At 63.6% G+C, this 26,345-nt stretch carries 22 protein-coding genes and 1 tRNA gene; 17 read left to right on the plus strand and 6 right to left on the minus strand.

Annotated features, from left to right (window positions below):
- Positions 1 to 100: 100 nt before the first annotated feature.
- On the minus strand, positions 101 to 880 hold the full coding sequence (locus ABE472_RS12695) for an enoyl-CoA hydratase/isomerase family protein (RefSeq protein WP_346466341.1): 780 nt from the start codon (positions 878 to 880) through the stop codon (positions 101 to 103).
- Positions 881 to 914: 34 nt separating this feature from the next.
- Here ABE472_RS12695 and ABE472_RS12700 point away from each other — a divergent pair, with 34 nt between their 5' ends.
- Positions 915 to 1,364, plus strand: a complete 450-nt coding sequence (locus tag ABE472_RS12700; protein WP_346466392.1) for a copper chaperone PCu(A)C — start codon at positions 915 to 917, stop codon at positions 1,362 to 1,364.
- Positions 1,365 to 1,464: 100 nt separating this feature from the next.
- Here ABE472_RS12700 and ABE472_RS12705 read toward each other — a convergent pair whose 3' ends face one another.
- Both ABE472_RS12705 and uvrA read right to left on the minus strand, forming a co-directional pair.
- Complete coding sequence (locus ABE472_RS12705; protein WP_265309403.1) at positions 1,465 to 1,872, minus strand: thioesterase family protein; 408 nt, start codon at positions 1,870 to 1,872, stop codon at positions 1,465 to 1,467.
- The gene (gene uvrA, locus ABE472_RS12710; RefSeq protein ID WP_346466342.1) at positions 1,869 to 4,844 is read right to left on the minus strand and encodes an excinuclease ABC subunit UvrA; all 2,976 of its coding nucleotides are present in this window, start codon (positions 4,842 to 4,844) and stop codon (positions 1,869 to 1,871) included. The genes ABE472_RS12705 and uvrA overlap by 4 nt, the downstream gene beginning before the upstream one ends.
- A gap of 295 nt (positions 4,845 to 5,139) precedes the next feature.
- On the opposite strand from uvrA, the gene rplU reads away from it, so the two are divergent.
- From rplU to obgE, 3 genes are all read left to right on the plus strand, one after another.
- Entirely contained in the window at positions 5,140 to 5,457 is a 318-nt protein-coding gene (gene rplU, locus ABE472_RS12715; protein WP_019184518.1) for a 50S ribosomal protein L21, read from the plus strand.
- 15 nt (positions 5,458 to 5,472) lie between these two features.
- Entirely contained in the window at positions 5,473 to 5,733 is a 261-nt protein-coding gene (gene rpmA / locus ABE472_RS12720) for a 50S ribosomal protein L27 (protein ID WP_019184517.1), read from the plus strand.
- Positions 5,734 to 5,927: 194 nt separating this feature from the next.
- Positions 5,928 to 6,980 carry a GTPase ObgE gene (gene obgE, locus ABE472_RS12725; RefSeq protein ID WP_313217598.1) on the plus strand — a complete coding sequence of 351 codons (1,053 nt, stop codon included), beginning with the start codon at positions 5,928 to 5,930 and terminating at the stop codon, positions 6,978 to 6,980.
- Between the two features lie 184 nt (positions 6,981 to 7,164).
- On the opposite strand, the gene rpsT is transcribed toward obgE, so the two are convergent.
- Complete coding sequence (gene rpsT / locus ABE472_RS12730; RefSeq protein WP_019184515.1) at positions 7,165 to 7,434, minus strand: 30S ribosomal protein S20; 270 nt, start codon at positions 7,432 to 7,434, stop codon at positions 7,165 to 7,167.
- A 116-nt stretch (positions 7,435 to 7,550) separates the two neighbouring features.
- On the opposite strand from rpsT, the gene murJ reads away from it, so the two are divergent.
- The 6 genes from murJ to ABE472_RS12760 all read left to right on the plus strand — a co-directional run bounded on the left by murJ (position 7,551) and on the right by ABE472_RS12760 (position 16,615).
- Positions 7,551 to 9,155, plus strand: a complete 1,605-nt coding sequence (murJ, locus tag ABE472_RS12735) for a murein biosynthesis integral membrane protein MurJ (RefSeq protein WP_313211121.1) — start codon at positions 7,551 to 7,553, stop codon at positions 9,153 to 9,155.
- Between the two features lie 75 nt (positions 9,156 to 9,230).
- Positions 9,231 to 10,178: a bifunctional riboflavin kinase/FAD synthetase gene (locus tag ABE472_RS12740; RefSeq protein ID WP_346466343.1), complete on the plus strand. Its 948-nt coding sequence runs from the start codon at positions 9,231 to 9,233 to the stop codon at positions 10,176 to 10,178.
- Positions 10,175 to 13,006, plus strand: coding sequence for an isoleucine--tRNA ligase (gene ileS / locus ABE472_RS12745; RefSeq protein ID WP_346466344.1), 2,832 nt, complete (start codon positions 10,175 to 10,177; stop codon positions 13,004 to 13,006). The genes ABE472_RS12740 and ileS overlap by 4 nt, the downstream gene beginning before the upstream one ends.
- Positions 13,006 to 13,512, plus strand: a complete 507-nt coding sequence (lspA, locus tag ABE472_RS12750) for a signal peptidase II (protein ID WP_313211085.1) — start codon at positions 13,006 to 13,008, stop codon at positions 13,510 to 13,512. Before ileS ends, lspA begins: the two co-directional genes overlap by 1 nt.
- 53 nt (positions 13,513 to 13,565) lie before the next feature.
- Positions 13,566 to 14,516, plus strand: a complete 951-nt coding sequence (gene ispH, locus ABE472_RS12755; protein WP_123728670.1) for a 4-hydroxy-3-methylbut-2-enyl diphosphate reductase — start codon at positions 13,566 to 13,568, stop codon at positions 14,514 to 14,516.
- A gap of 218 nt (positions 14,517 to 14,734) precedes the next feature.
- Positions 14,735 to 16,615 (plus strand): peptidase M61, encoded by a 1,881-nt coding sequence (locus tag ABE472_RS12760; RefSeq protein ID WP_346466345.1) that lies wholly within the window; start codon positions 14,735 to 14,737, stop codon positions 16,613 to 16,615.
- A 250-nt stretch (positions 16,616 to 16,865) separates the two neighbouring features.
- Here ABE472_RS12760 and ABE472_RS12765 read toward each other — a convergent pair whose 3' ends face one another.
- Complete coding sequence (locus tag ABE472_RS12765; protein WP_346466346.1) at positions 16,866 to 17,486, minus strand: hypothetical protein; 621 nt, start codon at positions 17,484 to 17,486, stop codon at positions 16,866 to 16,868.
- 281 nt (positions 17,487 to 17,767) lie between these two features.
- Entirely contained in the window at positions 17,768 to 19,396 is a 1,629-nt protein-coding gene (gene treA / locus ABE472_RS12770) for an alpha,alpha-trehalase TreA (RefSeq protein WP_346466347.1), read from the minus strand.
- A 162-nt stretch (positions 19,397 to 19,558) separates the two neighbouring features.
- Between treA and ABE472_RS12775 the strand changes: the two genes are divergently transcribed.
- The 7 genes from ABE472_RS12775 (at position 19,559) to ABE472_RS12805 (ending at position 26,336) form a co-directional block, all read left to right on the plus strand.
- Positions 19,559 to 19,634, plus strand: a tRNA-Thr gene (locus ABE472_RS12775).
- Between the two features lie 212 nt (positions 19,635 to 19,846).
- The gene (locus ABE472_RS12780) at positions 19,847 to 20,851 is read left to right on the plus strand and encodes an RHS repeat-associated core domain-containing protein (protein ID WP_346466348.1); all 1,005 of its coding nucleotides are present in this window, start codon (positions 19,847 to 19,849) and stop codon (positions 20,849 to 20,851) included.
- Position 20,852: 1 nt separating this feature from the next.
- The gene (locus ABE472_RS12785) at positions 20,853 to 21,119 is read left to right on the plus strand and encodes a hypothetical protein (protein WP_346466349.1); all 267 of its coding nucleotides are present in this window, start codon (positions 20,853 to 20,855) and stop codon (positions 21,117 to 21,119) included.
- Positions 21,120 to 21,230: 111 nt separating this feature from the next.
- Positions 21,231 to 21,980 carry an Arm DNA-binding domain-containing protein gene (locus ABE472_RS12790; protein ID WP_346466350.1) on the plus strand — a complete coding sequence of 250 codons (750 nt, stop codon included), beginning with the start codon at positions 21,231 to 21,233 and terminating at the stop codon, positions 21,978 to 21,980.
- 131 nt (positions 21,981 to 22,111) lie between these two features.
- Positions 22,112 to 22,627 carry a hypothetical protein gene (locus tag ABE472_RS12795; RefSeq protein WP_346466351.1) on the plus strand — a complete coding sequence of 172 codons (516 nt, stop codon included), beginning with the start codon at positions 22,112 to 22,114 and terminating at the stop codon, positions 22,625 to 22,627.
- 410 nt (positions 22,628 to 23,037) lie between these two features.
- Positions 23,038 to 23,352 (plus strand): RHS repeat-associated core domain-containing protein, encoded by a 315-nt coding sequence (locus ABE472_RS12800; protein ID WP_346466352.1) that lies wholly within the window; start codon positions 23,038 to 23,040, stop codon positions 23,350 to 23,352.
- Positions 23,353 to 23,738: 386 nt separating this feature from the next.
- The gene (locus ABE472_RS12805) at positions 23,739 to 26,336 is read left to right on the plus strand and encodes an RHS repeat domain-containing protein (RefSeq protein WP_346466353.1); all 2,598 of its coding nucleotides are present in this window, start codon (positions 23,739 to 23,741) and stop codon (positions 26,334 to 26,336) included.
- Positions 26,337 to 26,345: the final 9 nt, after the last annotated feature.

Raw genomic sequence — 26,345 nt, forward strand, 5'->3', positions numbered from 1 at the left:
GTGCCGGCCCATGGCCGGCAACCCCGCACCACTTCGATCGTTCATTGTCTGGTTGCCGGCCAGCGGCCGGCACTACCGGGGCGTTGGCGTTTGCCGGGTTTCAGGCCTTGCCGAGTCTGGCGACCAGCCCGTGCAGCGCCTGCTGGGCGTCCGGGGCGTACCAGGCGTCCACGAAGCGGTCGAGCTGGATGAGGTCGGCGTGCAGCGCCTCATGCAGGTCGGCGCGGGCGATGGCGCGGGTCAGCAGCATCGGTTGGCGCGGCAGCTTCAGCAAGCTCTGCAGCCAGGCCACGGCGCGGGCGACCACCAGATCGGCATCGACCACCTCATCGACCAGCCCGATCTGCAGTGCACGCTCGGCCGGCACCATCTCGCCGCCGACCAGCAGGGTGGTGGCCCGATGGTGGCCGACCACGCGGCGCATCAGGCGCTGGATGCCTTCCGGCGCGACCAGCCCGACCTGCACTTCGTTCAGGCCGATCACCGTGGGATGGGCGGCATCGGGGCTGCGCGCGATGATCCGGTAGTCGCAGCACAGCGCCAGCACGCAGCCGCCGGCAGGGGCGTGCCCGGTCATGGCCGCCACCACCGGCACGCGGCATTCGGCCAGGGTGCGCACGGCGCCGAAGAAGGCCTGCCAACTGTCCAGCAGCTTGTGCTTGTCATCGCCATGGCCGAGCAGGTGCGGCACGTCCATGCCGGCACTGAAGATGCGCTCGCTCCCGGACAGCACGATGCCGTGCACGTCCTCGGACATGGCCTGGTTGATCGCCTGGATCAGGTGCCGGCACAGCTCGGTGTCCAACGCATTGACCGGCGGACGCGCCAGCCGCAGTTCGCGGATGGGGCCATGGTTGATCACCTCGATGAGCGTCGTCATGCTGCAGTCTCGTTGCGGACAGGGAACGAAGCCGATGATAACCAAACCATTCGTGTGCGTATTGTTGGGGTTGTGTGCGTTCGCAGCATCGGCGCCGACAGTGGCCGCAGAACCTTCCTGTGTGTCACTGCGCGACGGCTGGCTGCGGTTGCCGCCGGCCGCGATGCCGATGGCCGCCGGTTACGGGCGGATCCGCAACGACTGCCGCGAGGCGGTCGTGGTGATCGCCGCAGGCAGCAAGGCGTTCGGCGATGTGTCCCTACATGAAACCACGCTGGTCGACGGGGTCAGCCGGATGCGCGCGGTGGAGCGATTGCCGATCGCGGCCGGTGCGACCGTCGAGCTGAAGCCGGGGGGCTTGCACCTGATGCTCATGCAGCCGGAGGTGGCACTGAAGGAAGGCGCACAGCTGCGGTTGCGGCTGAGCCTGGAAGATGGGCGCAAGGTGGATGGGATGATGCAGGTGCGCAGCGCGGTACCGTAAGGCCCCATGGGGTATGGAACGGTAGTGCCGGCCGCTGGCCGGCACCCACGCACATCCGTCCGGCGTCATGAGGTTGCCGGCCAGCGGCCGGCACTACCCCTCAGGTGGACGCGGTGCGGATCGCCTCGGGCAACGGCGCGCTCTTGCCGGTCTGCGTGTCCATCCAGACCACCACCACGTTGCCATCCGAATACAGCGTGCTGTCGTTCTTCTCGTCCACGATGCGGTGGCCGATGGTCACGCTGCTGTTGCCGAGGCGCTCGACGAACAGCTCCACCACGATGTCGTTGGGCCACACGATCGGCAGGCGGTAGTTGACGTTCGTGGCCGCCACCACCGGGGCGATGCGGTCGGTCATCGAAACGCCTTCCACGCCCAGCATCCAGCGCACGCGCGCTTCTTCCAGGTAGGAGATGTACTTGGCGTTGTTCACGTGGCCCATGCTGTCCATGTCGCGCCAGCGGACGCTGATCGGCACGCGGGCGAGGATCTTGTGCTCGTTGCTCATGCGGTCTTCTTCCTGGTCTTGCTGGGGGCTTTGGTCGCGGCGGTCTTGCGCACGGCCTTCTTCGGTTCCGGCTTGGCCTTGCGCGGCGGGCGGGCGTCGGGCTTGTTGGCCACGGCCGCCGGCTGTTCCGGGCGCGCGCTGGTGGAGGGCAGCATCTTGGCCAGGAACTGGCCGGTGTACGAGGTCGGGCAGGCCGCCACGTCTTCCGGCGTACCGGTGACCAGGATGGTGCCACCGCGATGGCCGCCTTCCGGACCCAGATCGACAATCCAGTCGGCGGTCTTGATCACATCCAGGTTGTGCTCGATCACCACCACCGTGTTGCCTTCGTCGCGCAGCTTGTGCAGCACGCCGAGCAGCGCTTCGATGTCGTGGAAGTGCAGGCCGGTGGTCGGCTCATCCAGGATGTACAGCGTGCGCCCGGTATCGCGGCGCGACAGTTCCTTGGACAGCTTCACGCGCTGCGCTTCACCACCGGACAGCGTGGTCGCGCTCTGGCCCAGCTTGATGTAGCTCAGGCCCACATCGACCAGCGTTTCCAGCTTGCGCGCGATGCTCGGCACCGGCTCGAACAGCTTCAGCGCATCTTCGACGGTCATCTGCAGCACGTCGTTGATGTTGTAGCCCTTGTAGAGGATCTCCAGCGTTTCGCGGTTGTAGCGCTTGCCGTGGCAGACATCGCAGGGCACGTACACGTCCGGCAGGAAGTGCATTTCCACCTTGATCAGGCCATCGCCCTGGCACGCTTCGCAGCGGCCGCCACGCACGTTGAAGCTGAAACGGCCCGGCGAATAACCGCGCGCACGCGCTTCGGGCACTTGCGCATACAGCTCGCGCAGCGGCGTGAACAGACCGGTGTAGGTGGCCGGGTTCGAGCGCGGGGTGCGGCCGATCGGCGACTGATCGATGTCCACCACCTTGTCGAACAGATCCAGCCCGTCCACTTCCTTGTAGGGCGCGATCGGGTGCGAGGAACCGTTGATCTCGTTGGCGGCCAGCGAGAACAGGGTGTCGTTGATCAGGGTCGACTTGCCCGAGCCGGACACGCCGGTGATGCAGGTCAGCAGGCCCGAGGGAATATCCAGGTCCACGCCCTTGAGGTTGTTGCCGCTGGCACCGCGCAGGTGCAGCGTCATCTTCGGGTTGGGCTTGTGCCGGCGCGCCGGGATCTCGATGGCGCGCTTGCCCGACAGGTACTGGCCGGTCAGCGAACGCGGCGCATCCAGGATGTCCTGCAGCGTGCCCTGGCCGACGATCTCGCCGCCGTGCACACCCGCGCCCGGACCGATGTCCAGCACGTAGTCGGCCAGGCGGATCGCGTCTTCGTCATGCTCGACCACGATCACCGTGTTGCCGAGGTCGCGCAGGCGGGTCAGGGTGCCGAGCAGGCGCTCGTTGTCGCGCTGGTGCAGGCCGATCGACGGCTCATCCAGCACGTACATGACGCCGACCAGGCCGGCACCGATCTGCGAGGCCAGCCGGATGCGCTGGGCTTCGCCACCGGACAGTGTGTCGGCCTTGCGCTCCAGGGTGAGGTAATCCAGGCCGACATCGACCAGGAAGCCGAGACGTTCACCGATCTCCTTGACGATCTTGCCGGCGATCTCGCCGCGCCAGCCGGGCAGGGTCATGCTGCTGAAGAACTTCAGCGCATCGTCGATCGGCATCACCACCAGTTCGGGCAGCGCACGGTCGGCCACGAACACGTTGCGTGCGGCCCTGTTCAGGCGCTGGCCCTGGCACTCGGGGCAGTTGCGCTCGCTGATGTACTTGGCCAGCTCTTCGCGGACGGCCGAGGATTCGGTCTCTTTGTAGCGGCGTTCGAGGTTGGGAATGATGCCCTCGAAGCGATGCTTGCGCTGGGTGCGGCCACCGGCTTCGGTGAAGTAGGTGAAGGTGATCGTCTCCTCACCGCTGCCGTACAGCACGGCCTGGCGCACGTCCTCGGGCAGGCTCTGCCAGGGGGCATCGGTGTCGAACTTGTAGTGCTTGGCCAGCGAGGCGATCAGCTGGAAGTAGTACGCATTGCGACGGTCCCAGCCGCGCACGGCGCCGGCCGAGAGCGACAGCTCCGGGTGCACCACCACGCGCGAGGGATCGAAGAACTCGGCCATGCCCAGGCCATCGCAGCCCGGGCAGGCGCCGACCGGCGAGTTGAACGAGAACAGGCGCGGTTCCAGCTCCGGCAGCGAGTAATCGCAGACCGGGCAGCTGTACTTGGAAGAGAACAGATGCGCAGGCGCATCCTCCACATCCAGCGACTGCACCGAGACCATGCCGTCGCCCAGCTTCAGCGCGGTTTCAAAGCTCTCGGCCAGGCGCTGCTTGATGTCCTCGCGCGGGCGGAAACGGTCGATCACCGCTTCGATGGTGTGCTTCTGGCGCAGTGCCAGCGGCGGCACCGCGTCGATTTCATGCAGCTGGCCGTCCACGCGCACGCGCACATAGCCTTGCGCGCGCAGCTGGTCGAACACCTGGGCGTGCTCGCCCTTGCGCTCGCGGATCACCGGGGCCAGCAGCATGTAGCGCTGCTCGGCATCCAGGGTCAGCACGTGGTCGACCATCTGGCTGACCGTCTGCGCTTCCAGCGGATAGCCGTGGTCCGGGCAGCGCGGGCTGCCGACGCGGGCATACAGCAGGCGCAGGTAGTCGTAGATCTCGGTGATCGTGCCGACGGTCGAGCGCGGGTTGTGCGAGGTCGATTTCTGCTCGATCGAGATCGCCGGGGACAGGCCCTCGATGTGGTCCAGGTCCGGCTTTTCCATCACGCTGAGGAACTGGCGGGCATAGGCCGACAGCGACTCCACGTAACGACGCTGGCCCTCGGCGTAAATGGTGTCGAACGCCAACGAGGACTTGCCCGAGCCGGACAGGCCGGTGATGACAATCAGCTTGTCGCGGGGCAGGTCGAGATCGATGTTCTTGAGATTGTGCGTCCGCGCGCCGCGGATGCGGATGAAATCCATCGCCATGGGGGATCCGTTGTGGGGCTTCGGCTCAGGGAGCCGGCAAGCGGGTGGGGCAATCGGAAACGGCAATCGGTCAGCCTACCGAGCTTGGGATTTGGGGGCAATCGCGGACTTTGCCACCCCCATGTCTCATTCCCTGAGACCCCGCCAGCCGGTTTCCTGAACCGTATTCAGCCAAATCCGGGTCAGAGCAGGGGGTGGGTTGACCCGAAGTGGTTGAAGTCATTAAAATTCCGCTTCTGTCCGCCCTCGATGGCGGCAGTCCATAGACCACAATAACTACAGAGGAAGTCTGGTCATGTACGCAGTACTGGTAACCGGCGGTAAGCAATACCGCGTGGCGCAGGGCGAAACGCTCCGCGTTGAAAAGCTCGAAGTCGAAGTCGGCAACGAGATCAAGTTCGACAACATCCTGATGCTGGGCGACAGCGATGGCATCAAGCTGGGCGACGCGCTGAGCGGCGCTTCGGTCACTGCCAAGGTCGTGTCCCAGGGTCGTGCCGACAAGGTCCGGATCATCAAGTTCCGTCGCCGTAAGCACCACATGAAGCGCCAGGGTCACCGTCAGTACTACACCGAAATCGAGATCACCGGCATTGCCGGTGGCAGCAAGTAATAAGGAGAAGCAGTCATGGCACATAAGAAGGGCGTAGGCTCATCGCGCAACGGTCGCGACTCCAACCCGAAGTACCTCGGCGTCAAGATTTTCGGTGGCCAGGCCATCGATGCCGGCAACATCATCGTGCGTCAGCGCGGCACCCAGTTCCATCCGGGTACCGGCGTTGGCCTCGGCCGTGACCACACCCTGTTCGCGCTCGTCGACGGCAAGGTGGAGTTCTCGGTCAAGGGCCCGAAGAAGCGTCGTACCGTCAGCGTCGTCGCCGAAGCCTGATCTTCAGCGGTACGCAGGCGCCCACGCCACGGCGTGGGGTCGCTGACGAAAGCCCCGCTTCGGCGGGGTTTTTCGTTGGTATCAACTATCGGGCGGGACATTTCCCGCCGCCGGCCCTGGATCGTACCGGGGCCGTTAGACTCTGCGGTGGGGTGCACCTCGCGCCCGCCGCCTCCAGATTGGCATCCAGAATCATGAAACTTGTAGACGAAGCAGAAATCCAGGTGATCGCCGGCAATGGCGGCAACGGCTGCATCGGTTTCCGTCGCGAGAAGTTCATTCCGCTGGGCGGGCCGGACGGTGGCGACGGCGGTAATGGCGGCAGCGTGTGGATCCGCGCCGACGAGAACCTCAACACCCTGGTCGATTTCCGCCATGACCGCATCTTCAAGGCGCAGCGCGGCGAGAACGGCATGGGCCGCCAGGCCTATGGCAAGGGCGGCGAAGACCTGGTCATCACCGTGCCGATCGGCACCGTGATCATGAACGTCAGTACCGACGAAGTGATCGGCGACCTGACCAGCCATGGCGACCGCCTGCTGGTGGCCAAAGGTGGCCGCGGCGGCTTGGGCAACATGCATTTCAAGAGCTCCACCAACCGCTCGCCGCGCCAGGCGCTGCCGGGCGAAGAGGGTGAAGAGCGCCTGATCAAGCTCGAGCTGAAGCTGCTGGCCGACGTGGGCCTGCTGGGCTTCCCGAATGCCGGCAAGAGCACCCTGATCCGCGCCGTGTCCGCGGCGACCCCGAAGGTGGCCGATTACCCGTTCACCACGCTGTACCCCAATCTGGGTGTCGTGCGCGTGGAGAACTACCGCAGCTTCGTGATCGCCGACATTCCCGGCCTGATCGAGGGTGCGGCCGACGGCGCTGGGCTGGGCGCGCAGTTCCTGCGCCACCTGCAGCGCACCCGCCTGCTGCTGCACCTCGTGGATATCTCCCCGATGGAAGGCGGCGTGGAAGGCGTGTCGCCGATCGAGCAGGTCCGGGCGATCGAGCGTGAGCTGGAAAAGCACGACCCGGAGCTGCTGAACAAGCCGCGCTGGCTGGTGCTGAACAAGGCCGACCTGATGTTCGAGGACGAGGCCAAGGCCGCCGCCGAGAAGATCGTTGCCGAGCTGGGCTGGACCCAGCCGTGGTACCTGGTCTCGGCCCTCGGCCGTGAAGGCACCTGGCCGATCATGAACAACATCATGGCCTTCTTTGATCGCCAGAAGGAAGACGAGGCGCAAGCGCGCGATGCGTACTGAGCGCGCCCGCGCGCCCCTGAGAAACCCGGCTCCGGCCGGGTTTTTCTGTGGTGCCGCCGTCGCCGCCAGCCGGGCTGGACGTCGCAGATCGCAGGCAACAAAAAACCCGGCCGGGGCCGGGTTTTTATCTGCGGCTGGATCGAAGCCACGCGGGGCGTGGCTCTACGACACCCGCAGCGCCGTATCAGGCGGCCTTGATGGCCTTGATGCGCGCGGTCAGGCGGCTCTTATGGCGAGCAGCCTTGTTCTTGTGGATCAGACCACGCGAGCTGAAACGGTCGAGGATCGGCTGGGCAACAGCGAAGGCTGCCTCGGCGCCGGCGGCGTCATTGGCATCCAGAGCCTTGATCACCTTCTTGACAGCGGTGCGCAGCATCGAACGCTGAGCCGTATTGCGCGCGTTGCGCACGACGGTCTGCTTGGCGCGCTTCTTGGCGGACTTGATATTGGCCACAGTGGTGGTTTCCTGAAAAATCGGTGTAATGGGAACAGCAAGCTGGAAAGTATGATGGCTCGAAAAATGTACGTCAAGTCAATTGTCAAGAGGGAACACGGGTGAGTTCACCAAGGATGTTGCGGGGCCTGCTGTCTTTCAGCAGCATGACCATGATTTCGCGGGTGTTGGGGCTGGTTCGCGACCTGGTCATCACCACCACGTTCGGCACCAATGCGGTGACGGACGCCTTCTGGGTCGCCTTCCGGGTGCCCAATTTCCTGCGCCGGCTGTTCGCCGAGGGCTCGTTCGCCACTGCGTTCGTCCCGGTGTTCACGGAGGTGAAGGAAACCCGCTCGCATGCCGAACTGCGCGAACTGATGTCGCGCGTGGCGGGCACCTTGGGAGCCGTCCTGCTGCTGGTCACCGCACTGGCGTTGATCTTCGCGCCGCAGCTGGCGACCCTGTTCTCCAGCGGAGTGGATACCGACCCGGCCAAGCACGGCCTGCTGGTGGACCTGTTCCGGCTGACCTTCCCGTTCCTGCTGTTCGTGTCGCTGACCGCGCTGGCCGGCGGGGCGCTCAACAGTTTCCAGAAGTTCGCGATGCCGGCGCTGACCCCGGTGATCCTCAACCTGTGCATGATCGCCGGTGCGCTGTGGCTGGCCCCACGGCTGGGGGGCACCCCGGAGAAGCAGATCCTGGCCCTGGGCTGGGCGGTACTGGCCGCCGGCCTGCTGCAGCTGCTGTTCCAGCTGCCGTCGCTGAAGGGCATCAACCTGCTGACCCTGCCGCGCTGGGGCTGGCAGCACCCGGGGGTGCGCAAGGTGCTGACCCTGATGGTGCCGACCCTGTTCGGTTCCTCGATCGCGCAGATCAACCTGCTGCTGGATACGGTGATCGCGGCCAAGCTGACCGACGGCTCGCAGTCCTGGCTGTCGCTGGCCGACCGCTTCCTGGAACTGCCGCTGGGCGTGTTCGGTGTGGCGCTGGGCACGGTGATCCTGCCGGCGCTGGCCCGCCACCATGTCAGTACCGACAAGGCCGGCTTCTCCAGTGCGCTGGACTGGGGCCTGCGCACCACGCTGTTGATCGCCATTCCCGCCATGCTGGGCCTGCTGCTGCTGGCCGAGCCGCTGATCGCCACCGTGTTCCAGTACGGCCGCTTCACCGCGTTCGATACCCGCATGACCGCGCTGTCGGTGTACGGCCTGAGCTTCGCCCTGCCAGCCTTTGCGCTGCTCAAGGTGGTGCTGCCGGCCTTCTATGCCCGCCAGGACACCCGCACCCCGGTCCGCGCCGGTGTGGTCGCGCTGGTGGCCAACATGGTCTTCAACTTCATCCTGCTGGCCGTGCTGTACCACGTGATGGTGCCGGAGGCGCTGAAAGCGCAGGGCGTCTGGGTCGCGTTGGGCAAGCAGCCGGGCCTGCATCTCGCGCTGGGTATCGCCAGCGCGCTGTCCAGTTATCTGAACCTTGGCCTGCTCTGGTATTGGCTGGGCAAGACCGATGTCTACCAGCCCAAGGCGGGGTGGGGCGGCTATGCGACCAAGCTGGGGCTGGCCTGCCTGGCGATGGTGGCGGTGCTGCTGGGCCTGCGCTACGGGATGGCGGACTTCACCGGCATGGATAAATGGCACCGCATCGGCAACCTCGCGCTGCTGGTCGGCGGTGGCGGTCTGACCTATCTGGTGGCCCTGGTCGCCATGGGCTTCCGCCCGCGCCACCTGCGGGAGCATTGATCCGGGGGCAGCCCGGCTATACTTCATGGCTATCTCTTGCAAAGCATCGGCCCTGGTGGGCCGCATTCCACGTAGATGAGCAGGCTGTTTAGAAACGTCGAAGGCGGGCAGTTGTTCCCGCACGGAAGCGTGGTCTGCATCGGCGCATTCGACGGCCTGCACCTGGGCCATCGTGCGTTGGTGCGCCACGCCGTTTCGCGCGCGCGCGCGCTGGGCGTGGCCGCCGTTGCGGTGGCCTTCGAGCCGTTGCCGCGCGAGTACTTCGCCCAGGGCGAGCCGCCGCCGCGATTGACCCTGGCCCGTGACAAGGTCGCAATGCTGCGCGAACTCGGCGTGGATGCGATCGGCCTGCTGCGCTTCGATGCGCGCATGGCCGCGATGCAGGCCGAGGCGTTCGTCGAGCAGCTGCTGGTGCACCGGCTGAGCGCGCGTGAAGTGTGGATCGGGCCGGAGTTCTGCTTCGGCAACCGCCGCAAGGGCGATCTGGCCCTGCTGCAGGCGATGGGCGGCGAGCGTGGCTTCAGTGCCGGTGAGATCGAGCCGGTCGACCTGCATGGCGAGCGCATCTCCAGCACCCGCATCCGCCAGCTGCTGCGCGCCGGTGATTTCAGCCATGCCGGCGATCTGCTGGGCAGGCCGTATACGATTGGGGGCAGGGTAGTGCGCGGCCGCCAATTGGGCCGTACGCTGGGCTTCCCGACCGCCAACCTGCGCTTTCCGAAGACGCCGGCGCTGTCGGGGATCTACGCGACCTGGGTCCACGGTGTGTTCGACCAGCCGTGGCCGTCGGTCTCCAGCTTCGGTACGCGTCCCACCGTGGATGGCGTGGAGCCGCTGCTGGAAGCGCACCTGTTTGATTTCCAGGGCGACCTGTACGGCCGCCACATCGATGTCGAGTTCGTCGCCAAACTGCGCGATGAAGAAAAGTTCCAAGATCTGGCTGCGTTGACCGACCAGATGCACCGTGACGCCGAACAGGCCCGTCACATCCTTTCCGAACACAGATTGCGAGCCACTGCGTGAGCCAGGACTACAAAGCCACCCTTCATCTGCCGGCAACCGAATTCCCGATGCGCGGCGACCTGCCCAAGCGCGAGCCGGGCATTCTGTCGCGCTGGGAGGACGAGGGCCTTTACGCCCGCCTGCGCGACAACGCGCAGGGCCGCCCGCTGTTCGTGCTGCACGACGGCCCGCCCTACGCCAATGGCCAGATCCACCTCGGCCACGCCGTCAACAAGATCCTCAAGGACATCATCGTCAAGTCGCGCTACCTGGCCGACTTCGATGCGCCCTACGTGCCGGGCTGGGATTGTCACGGCCTGCCGATCGAGATCGCGGTCGAGAAGAAGTGGGGCAAGGTCGGCGTCAAGCTCGATGCGGTCGCGTTCCGCCAGAAGTGCCGCGAGTTCGCCGAAGAGCAGATCGAACTGCAGCGCCGCGACTTCAAGCGCCTGGGCGTGATCGGCGATTGGGACAACCCGTACAAGACGCTGAGCTTCGATTTCGAAGCCAACGAAATCCGTGCGCTTTCCAAGGTGTTCGCCAACGGTCACATCGTGCGCGGCGCCAAGCCGGTGCACTGGTGCTTCGACTGTGGCTCGGCGCTGGCCGAGGCCGAAATCGAATACCAGGACAAGACCTCGCCGGCGATCGACGTGGCCTACGTCTCGCGTGACGCGCAGCAGCTGGCCGAACGCTTCGGCGTGACGCTGCCGGCTGATGTCGAGGTTGCGGTGCCGATCTGGACCACCACCCCGTGGACGCTGCCGGCCTCGCTGGCGGTGTCGCTCGGTGCGGAGATCGAATACGTGCTGGCCGAAGGCCCGGCCCACAACGGCAAGCGCCGTTGGCTGGTGCTGGCCGCCGCGCTGGCCGAGCGTTCGCTGCAGCGCTACGGCGTGGAAGGCCTGGTCGTGCACGGTCGTGCCACCGGCGCCGCGCTTGAAAACCTGCTGCTGGCCCATCCGTTCTACCCGCAGCGCGACATCCCGCTGCTCAACGGCGACCACGTCTCCGACGAAGACGGTACCGGTGCGGTGCATACCGCCCCGGGCCATGGCCAGGAAGACTTCGTGGTCAGCCAGCAGTACGGGCTGATGGACAAGTACAACGCCGGCCAGATCAACCCGGTCGACGGCCGTGGCGTGTACCTGTCCTCGACCCCGCCGGCCGGCGATGTCGAGCTGGCCGGCGTGCACCTGTGGAAGGCGCAGCCGCTGATCATCGATGTGCTGCGCGCCTCCGGTGCGCTGCTGGCCTTCGTTGAGATCGTGCACAGCTACCCGCATTGCTGGCGCCACAAGACCCCGGTCGTGTTCCGCGCCACCCCGCAGTGGTTCATCTCGATGGACAAGGCCAACCTGCGCCGCGACGCGATGGCCGCGATCGACAGCGTCGGCTGGTTCCCGGGCTGGGGCAAGGCGCGCATCGGCTCGATGGTCGATGGCCGCCCGGACTGGTGCATCAGCCGCCAGCGCACCTGGGGCGTGCCGATCGCGCTGTTCACCCACCGCGAAACCGGTGAGCCGCACCCGCGCACCGTCGAATTGATGCAGCAGGTCGCCGATCGCGTGCAGGCCGAAGGCATCGACGTGTGGTACTCGCTGGACAGCGCCGAGCTGCTGGGCGATGAAGCGCCGCAGTACGAGAAGGTCACCGACATCCTCGATGTCTGGTTCGACTCGGGCGTGACCCATGAAGGCGTGCTGCTGGCGCGTGGCTTCGGCAAGCCGGCCGATCTGTACCTGGAAGGCTCGGACCAGCACCGCGGCTGGTTCCAGTCCTCGCTGCTGACCGGCGTGGCCATCGACAAGCAGGCCCCGTACAAGCAGTGCCTCACCCACGGCTTCACCGTGGATGAGAAGGGCCGCAAGATGTCCAAGTCGCTGGGCAACGGCATCGAGCCGCAGGACATCATGAAGACCCTGGGCGCGGACATCCTGCGCCTGTGGATCGCCTCGGCCGACTACAGCAATGAAATGTCGCTGTCGCAGGAAATCCTCAAGCGCAACGCGGATGCCTACCGGCGCCTGCGCAACACCGCGCGCTTCCTGCTCGGCAACCTGGACGGCTTCGACCCGGCCCAGCATCTGGTGGCCCCGGCCGACATGGTCGCGCTGGACCGCTGGATCGTGCATCGCGCCTTCGAGGTGCAGGAGAAGATCAAGGCCGCATACACCGGCTACAACATGGCCGAGATCGTGCAGTTGCTGCTGAACTTCTGCAGCGTGGATCTGGGCTCGGTGTATCTGGATGTCACCAAGGACCGCCTGTACACCATGCCGGTGGACTCGCGCGGCCGCCGCTCGGCGCAGACCGCGATGTACCACATCGCCGAAGCGTTCACGCGCTGGATCGCGCCGATCCTGAGCTTCACCGCCGATGAGCTGTGGGGGTACCTGCCGGGCGAGCGCAAGGAGAACGTGCTGTTCGCCACGTGGTACGAAGGCCTGGCCCCGTTGCCGGCCGATGCACCGCTCAACGCCGCCGACTTCGATCAGCTGCTGGCCCTGCGCGAGCAGGTTGCCAAGGTGCTCGAGCCGATGCGTGCCAACGGTGCGATCGGTGCGGCGCTGGAAGCGGAGATCACCGTCGCCGCCGATGCCGAGACCGCCGCGCGCTGGCAGCCGCTGGCCGAGGAGCTGCGCTTCCTGCTGATCAGCGGTGACGTGCAGGTGCGCCCGGCGACCACCGATGAGGTGTTCGTCAGCGCCCAGCCGACCGGCAAGCAGAAGTGCGTGCGCTGCTGGCATTACCGCGCCGATGTCGGCTCGGTGGCGGCGCACCCGGAACTGTGTGGCCGCTGCGTGACCAACATCGACGGTGCCGGCGAAGAACGGCGGTGGTTCTGATGGCCGCCGCCCGTCCGCGTCCGAACGCGCTGATCTGGCTGCTGCTGTCGGCAGCGATCATCATCGCCGACCAGTGGAGCAAGGCCTGGGTGCTGTCCAGCCTGCCCGAGTACGAGCCGGTGGTGGTCATCGAGGGCTTCTGGAACTGGTACCGCACCTACAACACCGGCGCGGCATTCAGCTTCCTGAGCGATGCCGGTGGCTGGCAGCTGTGGTTCTTCACCGCGCTGGCGGTGGGCATCAGCGGTCTGATGGCCTACTGGATGTGGGGCACCGCGCGCGGTGCCTGGCGCAGCGCCGTGCCTTACGCGCTGGTGATCGGCGGGGCGATCGGCAACGTGATCGACCGCCTGATGCACGGTCACGTGGTCGACTTCATCCAGTGGCATATCGGGGACCATTACTGGCCCTCGTTCAACATCGCTGATTCGGCGATCGTGGTCGGCGCGGTGGGTATCGCCCTGTTCGGCCTGTTCGACGGCAAGGCGGCCAAAAAAGCGGGATAATTCCCTCCTGTATCCGTAACAACCCGGCTTACGCCGGCCGGAGTATCTGACCGATGGATGTGTTGCTCGCCAATCCGCGTGGTTTCTGTGCCGGTGTCGATCGTGCGATCGAGATCGTCAAGCGCGCGATCGAGACCCTGGGTGCGCCGATCTACGTGCGCCACGAGGTCGTGCACAACCGGTTCGTGGTCGATGACCTCAAGGCCCGCGGCGCGATCTTCGTCGAGGAGCTCGACGAAGTGCCGGACGACAACACGGTGATCTTCAGTGCCCACGGCGTTTCCCAGGCCGTGCGCCAGGAAGCCGACCGACGTGGCCTGAAGGTGTTCGACGCGACCTGCCCGCTGGTCACCAAGGTGCACCTGGAAGTGGCCCGCCACTGCCGCGCCGGCCGCGACGTGGTGCTGATCGGCCACGCCGGGCACCCGGAAGTGGAAGGCACGATGGGCCAGTGGAGCCGCGAGCGCGGCACCGGCCAGATCTATCTGGTGGAGGATGTGGAGGACGTCGCCACGCTGGTCATCGACCAGCCGGAGAACTTCGCCTACACCACCCAGACCACGCTCTCGGTGGATGACACCCGCAGCATCATCGACGCGCTGCGCACCCGCTTCCCGGCGATGCAGGGCCCGAAGAACGACGACATCTGCTACGCCACTCAGAACCGCCAGGACGCTGTGCGCGATCTGGCCAAGCGTTGTGATCTGGTGCTGGTGGTCGGTTCGCCCAACAGCTCCAACTCCAACCGCCTGAGTGAACTGGCGCGCCGTGATGGCGTGGAGTCCTACCTGATCGACGGTGCCGACGAGATCGATCCGGCGTGGGTGGCCGGCAAGAAGCACATCGGCCTGACCGCGGGCGCCTCGGCACCGCAGGTGCTGGTGGATGGCGTGATCGCCCGCCTGAAGGAACTCGGCGCCACCGGCGTCGGCGAACTGGAGGGCGAGCCGGAATCGATGGTGTTCGCGCTGCCGAAGGAACTGCGGCTGCGGTTGGTCGACTGACCCGCAGCTTTCCGCCACGCATGCCGTGGCGCTGCCCGGTAGTGCCGGCCGCTGGCCGGCAGCGCACCCCGGTTGGTCCTGATCCCGTCCGGCAGACAGAACGTCACTGCGCGCCGCTGTGCCAATCATGGCCGCAACGCGACGCATGACCTTTGGCCATGGGGCAGGGCGCAGGCGGAGGGCTAGGATCAAAAGCTTCCCCCGCTGGAGCCTGCCTGATGAAGATGCGTGCCATTGCCCTGTCCGTGTTGCTGGCCGTGTCCGCCACCGGCGTGCAGGCGCAGACACCGCCGCCGCAGGACGTGGCCTTCCCGGGCCTGCTGCGCATCGACGTGGACGCGCGCGACATCGGGCGACGCATCTTCAAGGTCAAGGCCACGGTGCCGGCCAAGCCTGGCCCGCTGACCCTGCTGTACCCGGAGTGGCTGCCCGGCGCGCATTCACCGAGCGGCCCGATCGACAAGCTCGCCGGCCTGGTCGTCACCGCCAACGGCACGCCGCTGCAGTGGACGCGTGATCCGTACGACGTCTATGCCTTCACCGTGCAGGTGCCGCAGGGCGCCAGCGAAGTGGTGGCCGAGTTCAAGTTCCTCTCTTCGCAGGGCGCCCAGGGCCGCGTGGTGATGACCCCGGACATGCTCAACCTGCAGTGGAATGCCAATTCGCTGTACCCGGCCGGGGTGATCACCCGCAACATCCAGGCGCAGGCCACCGTCACTCTTCCGCCGGGCTGGTCATATGCCACCGCGCTGGATACCGAGCGCCGCGAGGGGGACACGGTGGTGTTCAAGCCGATCAGCTATGACCACCTCGTCGACTCGCCCCTGTTCGCCGGGCGCCACTTCCAGCGCTTTGATCTGGATCCCGGTGCGAAGGTGCCGGTGCACCTGAATGTCTTCGCCGATGAGGCCAAATCGCTGGCCGCCAAGCCCGAGCAGATCCAGGCGCATCGCGCGCTGGTGCAGCAGATGTACAAGCTCTACGGCGCACGCCATTTCGACCGCTACGAGTTCCTGCTGGCGTTGACCGACAAGCTTGGCGGCATCGGCCTGGAGCATCAGCGCTCCAGTGAGAACAGCGGCGACACCGGCTACTTCACCGAGTGGGACAAGACCTGGCTGGGCCGCGATCTGCTGCCGCACGAGTTCAATCACTCCTGGAACGGCAAGTACCGTCGTGGCGCCGATCTGACCACGGCCAACTTCAACGTGCCGATGGGCGACAGCCTGCTGTGGCTGTACGAAGGCCAGACCCAGTTCTGGGGCCAGGTGCTGGCCGCGCGCTCCGGGCTGTGGAGCCCGCAGCAGACCCGCGACGTGCTGGCCAATGTGGCGGGCACTTACGACCGCGGTCGCCCCGGCCTGGCCTGGCGCAACCTGCAGGACACCACCAACGACCCGACCATCGCCCAGCGCCGCGCGCTGGCGTTCCGCAACTATCAGATGAGCGAGGACTACTACTCCGGCGGCCAGATGGTGTGGCTGGACGTGGAGGGCAAGCTGCGCGCGCTGACCGGCAACAAGCGCGGCCTGGATGATTTCGCCAAGGCGTTCTTCGGCATGAACGACGGTGACTGGAACGTCCATCCGTACACCTTCGAAGAGGTGGTGAGCACGCTCAATGGCGTGGCGCCGTTCGACTGGGCCAGCTTCCTGCGCGAGCGCCTGGACGGGCACGGGCCGCTGACCGGCGGTCTGGAGGCGGCCGGCTGGAAGCTGGTCTACACCGATACGCCGAACGAAGCGTTCAAGGCGCAGGAAACCCGCGGCAAGAACAGCAACCTGCTGTACTCGATTGGCCTGTCCGTCAGCGAGTCCGGTTACATCGGCGACGTGCTGTGGGACAGCCCGGCGTTCAATGCCGGCCTGATTCCCGGCATGAGCGTGGTCGCGCTCAATGGCCGCGTGTTCAAGGCCGAGCAGTTGAAGGAGGCGATCACCGCGGCCAAGACCGACAAGGCGCCGCTGACGCTGCTGGTGAAGAGCTTCGATCGCATCGATACGGTGACGCTGGATTATCACGATGGGCTGAAGTATCCGTCGCTGGAGCGCATCGCGGGCAAGCCGGATCGGTTGGCGGAGTTGTGGAAGGCTCGGTGAGTGGGCTGAACAGTGTCCCTCGACACACGATGCGCGACGCCTCTGCAGCCAATCTGGAGTGGACGCGATGGGTCTTCAGCGTCGGGCGCGTTTCCAGCAATGGACTTCAGTAGCGGCTGAAACGGTTCCGGTTCTGGCAGATCCAGCTTGCCCGGCAAGATCCTGGTGCCCATTGGCGCATCCAATCGAAGGGCACGGCAATGTTGGAGAGGAGGGGGAGGACAGCAATGCTGACCTCCCCCCGCCAATATCATTCGTCGTCACCGTCTCCCAGCTCTGCTGCACCACTATCTTCCAGCCGCGCCGCAGTGGCGACCAATTGCCAGCGGGTATCCTTGACATTCCAAGGAAGGGCCTCCTGCTTTCTCAGTAATCTGAATTCGCCACCGCGGAACGCATAAGTGCGCAACTGCGTGAAGTGTCGAGTTCGGCCTCTGATCTCGAACTGGATGACGAATGCGATGAGTTGCCCGCTGGACGTCCACTGACGCTGGATGCTCTCCAGATTCGCATCATGGTGACGGATGTCGCTATAGCCGATGTAGACGGACAGTGCCTCCGGGTCTAGCTTCGAGGCATCGCTCAGCTTCTGGATCTCATTGACGCGCGCCTCAAAGCGCGGTTGGATCCATTCCCACTCAATCTTGGCCCAGCTTCGACGCTTTGCGGTCTGGATCACTGCATCCGTTCGATTGCCTGTTTCAAAGCAAGTGAAGTAGCCCAGCAGATCAGCCGCCTGCTTTATCACTGATGCAATGTGCGTCGTCCACACTGCCCGCCGCCCGAAATCGGTGTGCACGGGAGTTATTGGAAAGTCGCGGAACCACAGCGTATTGAAGAGGCTCACGAGATCCCTCTCTCGACGATTCATTTGATGCTTCCTTTCATGGTTGAGGATAAACAGAACTGCTAACGGCTCGTCAGCGAAAAACCTTAGCCCGCAGTAGGCTTCCGTGTTCAAGTGTGTGACGTAGGCGAAACGGCACCAGATGTAGACGCAAGGATCCCGTGTAGGTGTCGCACACGTTGAGATACGCTCAAGCTAAGGAGCGCCCGTGGATGCGAGGGTGAATCTGCATCTGCCACAGCGCTCTCCGGCAGGGAGCAGGGAGTGAACGTCGAAAAAACGTGCGCAGTCAAGAGGTCGCCAGCTCAGTCCGCGACTTCCACATCCTGGGCGCTCTCGCACGCTCGCTTCGGCGCACACAGCCGATCCAGCAGCGCCAACGTGACTCCGTTGCTCCAGCCGAAGCCATCCTGCAGCGGGTACTCGCCGCCGCCTCCGCCGGTGGCCGAACCGTCCACCACGTACTTCTCCACCAGCTTGCCCTCGCGGTCATACACCGTCTGCACGGTGCGCAGGAAGCGCGTGCCGATCCGGCGGGCGAGGGTGTCCTGCCCATAGCGCTGCAACCCGTCCACCGCGACCCACTGCAACGGTGCCCAGCCATTCGGGGCATCCCATTGCTGACCGGTGGCCACGGTGGTGGTCAGCAGCCCGCCATCGCGGAGCAGCTGCGAATCGACTGCCTGGGCGGTACGGCGTGCCTGCGTGCGCCCGGCGACGTCCAGCCACAAGGGAAACAGCGCCGCCGCGGTCAGGGCAGGGCGGGTCTGGCCGCGCTCCAGGTCGCGGTCCACGTACCAGCCGTGCTTGTCATCCCAGAGCAGTTGGTTGATGGCGTGCTGACGTGCCTTCGCCAGCTGGGTGAAGGTGCGTACAGCGGCGCGATCACCGGCTGCTTTGCTGGCGCGGGCTACGGTCGTTTCCAGATGGAACAGCAGGCTGTTCAGATCCACCGGCACGATCGCCGTGGTGTGGATGCTCGCCAGTGCAGACGGCTCCGTGAGCCAGCGTGAGCTGAAATCCCAGCCCGATTCCGCACCGGCGCGCAGGTCGCGATACACCTGCGAAGGCGCGCGCTGCGGCGCCTGCGCGGCGGTGGCCACATCGTCCATCCAGGACTCGGTGCGTGGCACCGCGCGGTCGTCCCAGTAACGATTGAGCAGTTGCCCGTCCGCCAGTCGCACGACGCGTTCGCGCGCCTCCCCCGCCGCCAGCGTTTCCGCGCCGCGCATCCAGAATGCATGCTCGATGCGCAGCTGCGGCAGGTAACGGCGGTAGGCATCATCGCCTTCGTGGGTGGCGAGTAGATCCACCATCAGGCTGAAGAAGGGCGGCTGCGAGCGGCTGAGGTAGTAGCTGCGGTTGCCGTTGGGAACATGGCCGTAGCTGTCGAGCTGGAACGCGAAGTTGTCCACCATGTCGCGCACCTGCTGCCAGCGGCCACTGGAGGCCAGCCCGAGCAGCGTGAAATAGCTGTCCCAGTAATACACCTCGCGGAAGCGCCCGCCGGGCACGACGTAGGGCCTGGGCAGCGGCAGCAGCGAGCCGTTCGGATCCACCGTGTCGGTGTTGCGGGTCAGCACGGGCCACAGCCCCTCGATGTGCGCGCGCAGCGTCTCCCCCGCTGGTGGCACGTAGGGCTGGGTGTCACCGGGCACCGCGAAGTGCTCGGCCACGAAGGCTGCCAGGTCGAATCCGGGCCCAGTCCTGGCGCGCTGCCACTGGGTGAGGAGGGCAGCGCTGGGCTGGTGGGGCACTGCATCCGCGAAGGTCTTCTGATCCTTGAACAGGTGTGCGCCCTGGACCTGCTGGAAGAGCGGCTGCCACTGCTGGTCCGGCGTCTGCGGCATCGGCGCCGTGCCTTGTGCCAGCGCGGGGACACTGAACAACAGGGATGACAGCAGCAGACCGGCCAAGCGGGGGCAGGGGCGCATGGGATGCCTCCGAAGGTGGGGAATCCACTGTAGGGGCTGGTGCGTCAAGGCTTGGTGCTGCTGGAGCACGTCGGGCGGGCTCGTTGGCGCGCGGCGGTTCGGCGGCGCGCGCGCTTCCCTGATTGACCAAAGTGGCCTGCACCCCCTAGAATTCACGACCTCGCCGGAATAGCTCAGTTGGTAGAGCGGCGCATTCGTAATGCGTAGGTCGTAGGTTCGATTCCTATTTCCGGCACCAGATACAGCAGAAAGCCCCGGCCTTGGTCGGGGCTTTCTGTTTGTGGATCGCTTGCGGGTAGTGCCGACCGCTGGCCGGCAAGCTCAGGTCCGTTCAACGCACCCCGGACTGACATCGGCACCTCGATCCGATCCGGCTTCGCTGGCGCTTAGCGGCAAGGGCGTTGCTCACGTCAGGATGGAGTGGTTGGCCTCAATCGCCCCGTTGGATTCATGGCGGATCATTCCTGTGCTATCAATACCCAGCCTTGCTTCAAGGCTCTTTCAGGGATTGGAAGGATGCACAGGTTCGGGGAAATTGCAGGCGGTGTGTCGACCCGCTTCAGGGGATTTGAGGATCGAATTCGGAAGCTGGGTGCGGTAGGCGCCTGGATGTTCTGTGTGTTGCTGATTGGCCTTGGCATGCCACCATCCGCAATCGCCCAGACGACGGTCACCTACATCCATACCGACGCCTTGGGCTCGGTAGTGGCCGAGAGCGATGCCAACGGCAACGTGATCAAGCGCTATGACTACGAGCCCTACGGTGCCGTGGTAGGCGGTCAGGTCACGGATGGACCGGGGTACACAGGGCATGTGAGCGATGCAGCTACTGGGCTGAGTTACATGCAGCAGCGGTACATGGATCCGCAGTTGGGTGTGTTCCTGTCTGTTGATCCGGTGGCTGCGTATGAGCAGCCGGTGGGGCAGTTCAATCGGTATCGGTATGCGAACGGCAATCCGTATCGCTTTACTGATCCGGATGGGCGACAAGCAGCAGAGCGTTTTGTCGAACAGCATCGTAAGGACATGGAGGCTGGCAATGGCGATGTGTACAAGCCGTTACAGCCCTTTGCGATTGCCGTAACAGGTGTAATGCTTGCCCCCGTGGTAGTTGAGGTGGGCATGGCAGCGCTAGCCAATCCTGCTGCTGTAGCTACCGCGACCGAAATCGGGGCTGGCGCTGCGGGAGTGACAGGGACCGGCGCAGTTGCTGGGAGGATAACGGGATACACCAAGCACGGTCTGAATCAGGCGATTTCACGTGATGGCGGCAGGGGTGTATCTCCAAAAGCAATTTTGTCGGCAGTTAGAGAGCCCTTAAAGGTAGCGGAGCAGGCCGGAGGCAAGACGGTATACACGGGGAGGGATGCCAAGGTTGTTCTGAACGGTGATGGAAAAGTGATAACTACAATTCCACGAAATAGTAATGGTGTGAGAGACCCAAAGGTGAAGTGAAATGAGTGGAAAGGTGCCGTTGCATTTGCGCATGCTGCTTGTGGAGATTTGCGCCAAAAATGGCCGTGATCTGTCATTTGAGAAGCTGGAGGGCGACGAGTGTTTATTCGATGGCAATGATCGGGAGTGGTTGGTTGATGCGCTTGTTCGAGAGCTCTCCGATACTGGCCTGAAATTGGACGATGAACCTAATGAGCGTGGGCTGGAAATCGAAGCGTTGATTGATTTTATCGGGCCGGACTCAGGCACAGGTCTGATGAATGAGTGAGCTTAAACTCGTTATTTGGAGGAGTAGAGCGCTGCGGACGCTCCGCATCCAAACATCGCCTCGCATCCTGTCCTAAGTTGGCCTTATCGCCACTTACGGACCCTCCGCCCGATGTCATCCGTCCTCACCAAGCGCATCGTCCTTACGTCGGAGCCCCGGGATCGCCCCTATGAGCTTAGGGATGCCCAGGTTCGCGGCCTGATCCTGCGCGTGCAGCCCTCTGGGCACAAGGCTTGGATCGTGACTTGGGCGCACGGTAAGCGTCGTACCTTGGGGTCGGTCGAGCATCTGTCACTTGATCAAGCCCGCGATCAAGCCCGGCAAGCAGTCGCTGAATACGTTCAGTCCGGATTGCCGACGCTCGCAAAATCCAAGCCCACTAGTTGCACGCTCGAAACGCTCCTCAACGAGCATTTCGAGCCTTGGGCGGTTGCCGAACTCAAGGGTGGTCGCCAGTACCCGGATCGCATCCGATCCGTGTTTCCGTGGTTGCTGCGTCGTCAGATCATCGAAATCGACGTGCCCACAATGGAGCGATGGTGGCGCGGGCGTGTCACTGGCCCCGATGCCGTCACCAAGGCTACCGCAGCGCGCGACTTTGCTTGCCTGCGGTCTGCCTTGTCGCGGGCTGTGGAGTGGAAGTTGATCGAGACCAATCCCCTCATGGGCATGCGTCAACGATCAGCAGCAAGCCGCAAGGTGGAACGCGGACCATCTGATCGATGCAGCTGGAAAGCTGGAGCGGGTAAAGGGGGGCGCGTGCCAAGGGCGGCCCGTGCCAAGGGCGGGTGGAAGGAGACGCAGGCAAGCTATTTGATGCAATCACCGATGGCGGCACTAAGACCTCTGGCGGTCGGGTGAGAATCCCGGACGGAATAGTCATAGGAAGCCACACGTCAAAAACTACTGGCGTGGCGACTATTGACATCAACAAGTCTGGCCAAATTTACAGATAAGAATCGATGCGCTTAAGTAGGTTCGGGGGTGGAGTGATGATCGACTTTCAGTCAAGCGGCATTGTGGGATACGGCGAGGTTTCTCTCGATGAGCTGGATATTTATTACCTAGAGAAATACTGGTTGAATCTAGAAAGCTTGGTAAGTTATTGGGCGGGGTTGCTTGATCAGGCTTTCGTTGTGAATCGCGACGGTCCTGAAATCCGATGCCAATCAAATATGGAGTACCGGCCCGGGGGCGTCCTATTTACTGAGCAGGAGTTCCTCGACTTCAAGCGGCTGTCTATTGATCTAGGTGCCAAGAGTTTCGCAGTGATTGAGTATATTGGGCAAAGCGAGTGGGTGGATTTTTCATCTCGATCGTTTTTCCGATTTGCGTATCCGCTAGATGTGTCCTGGAGCGAGATGACGAGTTCCTGTCCGATTGCCGATGATGTGTTCATGCGACCCATCAGGGCATTCTTTGTCATTTCCGATAACGGGCGTATCGGTAAGTACGTGGATAGCGACGCATTTCATCCGTATGAGTTGTTCTTTTTCAGTAATTCGTAATGCGTATGTCGTAGGTTTGATTCCTATTTCCGGCACCAGATACATCAAAAAGCCCCGGCCTTGGCCGGGGCTTTTTGTTTGTGGCTCGCTTGGTGGTAGTGCCGGCCAGCGGCCGGCAACCTCAGGTCCGTTCGACGCACCCCGGACTGACATCGGCACCTCGATCCGGTTCGGCCTCGCCGGCGCTTAGCGCCAAGGGCGTTGCTCACGTCAGGATGGTGTGGGTGGCCTCAATCGCCCCGTTGGATTCATGGCGCGTTATTCCTGTGCTATGAATACCCTGCCTTGCTTCAAGCTCTTTCAGGGATTGGAAGGATGCGCAGGATCGGGGAAACTGCAAGCGGCGTGTCCACCCGCTTCGGGAGATTTAAGGATCCAGTTCGGAAGCTTGGTGCCGTAGACGCATCGCTATGCTTTGTGCTGTTGCTGAGTCTGGCTGCTGTGCAACCGCAAGCGCACGAACGGTCACCTACATCCATACCGATGCCCTACGCTCGGTTGTAGCCAAAAGTGATGCCAATGGCAACGTGATCGAGCGCATCACTTACGAGCCTTATGGTGCTGTCATAGGTGCGCCGGTTCCTGATGGCCCGGGGTATACGGGGCATGTGAGTGACTCTGCCACTGGCCTGAGCTACATGCAGCAGCGGTATATGGATTCGCAGTTGGGCGTGTTCCTGTCGGTGGATCCGGTGACGACGTATGAGCAGCCGGTCAATCGCTAGCACGGTTCACTCGGCTTGGTCCGTAATGTGTAGATCGTAGGTCCGATTCCCATTTCCGGCACCAGATACAGCAGAAAGCCCAGGCCTTGGTCGGGGCTTTTTGTTTGGGGATCGTCATGGCTTGGACGTATGGCGTCAACTCCAATTGGCTCGTCTCAGTGCAGCGCGTCTGAACTCGGGGCTTGCTCGGAAGAGCTATCGAAGCGGAGAGATCGCAGCGCTTGACAGGGGTGAAAGTTAGGTGAATATTGGCGTCGCCGATAACAGGGGATGTACGGATGCAGGACAGGAAGTCAGGCTGCCATAGCGCGGTCAAGGGAGCTGTACGCGTGGGTCTGGCTACGCTGTTGATGGGAGGCAGCGTCGGAGCCGCATATGCCCAGGCGATGCAGCCTTATCAGGAGTACGACAAGCGCTTGCGCACGGCCGAGCAGGTTGGTGCGCTGAAGTCGGATTTGTTTGGCGACGCGATCAATATGTTCGATCAGAGCGTCGCGTTTGAGCAAACCGACATCGATATTCCTGGCACCAACACGCTTCCGGTGAAGCTGACCCGGAAGCTGGTCATCAGGCCAACGCCGCTTGCGGGTATAGCTCCGCATATTTACGGAGGAGTCGGCGACTGGAACATCGACGTTCCCTGCATCTCGGGTGTCTTTGACTCAGCTTACGGATGGAACGTCACGGTTGGCATGCGCAAACCACGCTGTACGGACATTTTCTATCCTTATACGCTTCCACCACATCGCATAGAAGATATCTGGTCCGGGTACTCGGTAAATCTTCCTGGCCAAGGGGCTCGATCGCTCATCGCATTGCCGCCTGCACAATTCAAACCAGACAACCGCCAGGCAAGTGTATGGACGACCAGTGCGCTGGATTCGATCACCTGCACGCCAATGGTTGCTGGCTATGAGGGCGAGGGCTTCGTACTGCAGACAACCGATGGCATCACCTACACGTTCAACATCGGGACCACACGCTACGCAGGCAACATGGGGCAGGACGTCAAGAATGGCGGTGCGCGGCCCCGCGTCGAGGTTTTTCTGCTTGCCAGCCGAATTGAAGATCGTTTTGGAAACTCGGTCGCGATTGCTTACAACAGCAATGGCCACCCCACAAGCATCACTGCGAGCGATGGCCGAGCCATAACGCTCCAGTATGCTAACAATCGACTCGCCAGTGCCAGCGCACATGGTAGAAGCTGGATCTACGCTTACAACGGCGAGTTATTGCAACGCATCGTGCAGCCCGACCAGGCGGCATGGGAAATCAACCATCTGTCGGATATGCGCGTTTCATACATGACCTGGACCGAAGATCCAGGCCCGGGCTGTGGAAACGTCGCACCGCTGTCACCCAAGAGTTACAGCGTACAGATGAAGCACCCATCCGGAGCTGTAGGCACCTTCCGCTTTGATCATCAGCGTCACTATCGCGACGGTGTGCCAAGCGTTCTTTGCCAAGGTGAAGCGGTCAGCGGCTCGGCAGAAAACAACTCTGCCATGGTCCACCATCTGGCCGTACCAATACACTTCGATGTACTGGGGCTGACGCGTAAGACCATCGAAGGTCCCGGACTGCCGGCGCCTCTGGTCTGGAGCTATGAAGGTGCCAACGGTGAAACGGCCCTCTGGTCAGGTGTGGTCCCGCCCTGCACCGCCTGTACTGGTGGAAAGAGCGTCGCCGTCGTGCAGCCGGATGGCAGCGTCCTGCTGGAGCACTACGGAACGGTCTACTCGCGCGATGAGGGCAAACTACTGGGGCGCAGTACGGTGGCGGCCAACGGTACCAAGCTTGAGCAGGAGGATCTGACATATGTAACTTCCGCCCAGGCCAACTCCATGCCGTTTCCCGACCGCTATGGCTCGCGCTGGGGTGGGAATGACGAGTCATCCGTGCTGGTGCGTCCGTTGGCGAAGAAGGTGATTACGCGTGATGGCGTTACCATGTCTTGGAACGTGTCCTCGTTTGATGCGAAGGCCCGCCCGCTGCAGGTAGTGCGCAGTAGCTCGCTGGGCGACAGTCGAACCGACGTGACCGCCTATTACGATGATACGGCGCGTTGGTTGTTAGGACAGACTGCCAAGACCACCAACGTAAACACGGGGCTGGTGGAATCCCAAACGAGTTTCAACGTACTGGGCATGCCGCAGCAGAAGCACCAATTCGGCAAGCTCGTTCAATCGCTGACTTACCACCCCGATGGCAGTGTTGCCAGCTTCGTCGACGGGCGTGGTAACAGCACAGCGTTGAACAACTGGAAGCGCGGGACACTTCAGTCCATTGGATTTGCAGATGGCACTTCGCTCAGTGCCAGCGTAGATGACAATGGCTGGATCCGCGCCGTCACCAATGAACAGGGTTACCAGACCAGCTACGACTACGATGCAATGGGGCGCATCACCGCGAAGACACATGGAGCGGGCGACAGCGTAGCCTGGAATCCGACGACACAGGTCTTTGAGCGGGTGGACGCGGTGGAGCATGGCATCGCATCGGGACACTGGCGGCTGACCAGCAGCACCGGGAACCATCGCAGGTTCACATGGTTCGACGCTCTATGGCGCCCGGTGCTGACCCGTGAGCTTGATGCAACCTTGGCGGAGACGGAGCGCTACCAGCGCTTCACATATGATCATGCTGGGCGAGCCACGTTCCAGTCTTACCCCAGCAGCAGCGCGAGCCCGACCGCCGGCGAATGGAGTGAGTTCGATGCGCTCGGCCGGCCAACATCCATTTCCGCCGATAGCGAGCTGGGGCTCTTGACGACAGTGACTGAGTACTTGTCGGGGCTGCGCGTGCGAACGACCAATCCGCGTGGTCAGAAGTCAGTTACCAGCCATCAGGTGTTTGACAATCCAAACTATGACGCCCCGACTCGTATCGAGCATCCCGCTGGAGCCTTACCGAAATTGCACGCGACCGGTTCGGCAAGGTTCTCTCGATCAAGCGGCGTAACGCTGACAGCAGTACCTCGCTGACGCGTTCGT

It is taken from the genome of Stenotrophomonas sp. TWI809 (genome assembly GCF_039673205.1).
Classification (GTDB): domain Bacteria; phylum Pseudomonadota; class Gammaproteobacteria; order Xanthomonadales; family Xanthomonadaceae; genus Stenotrophomonas.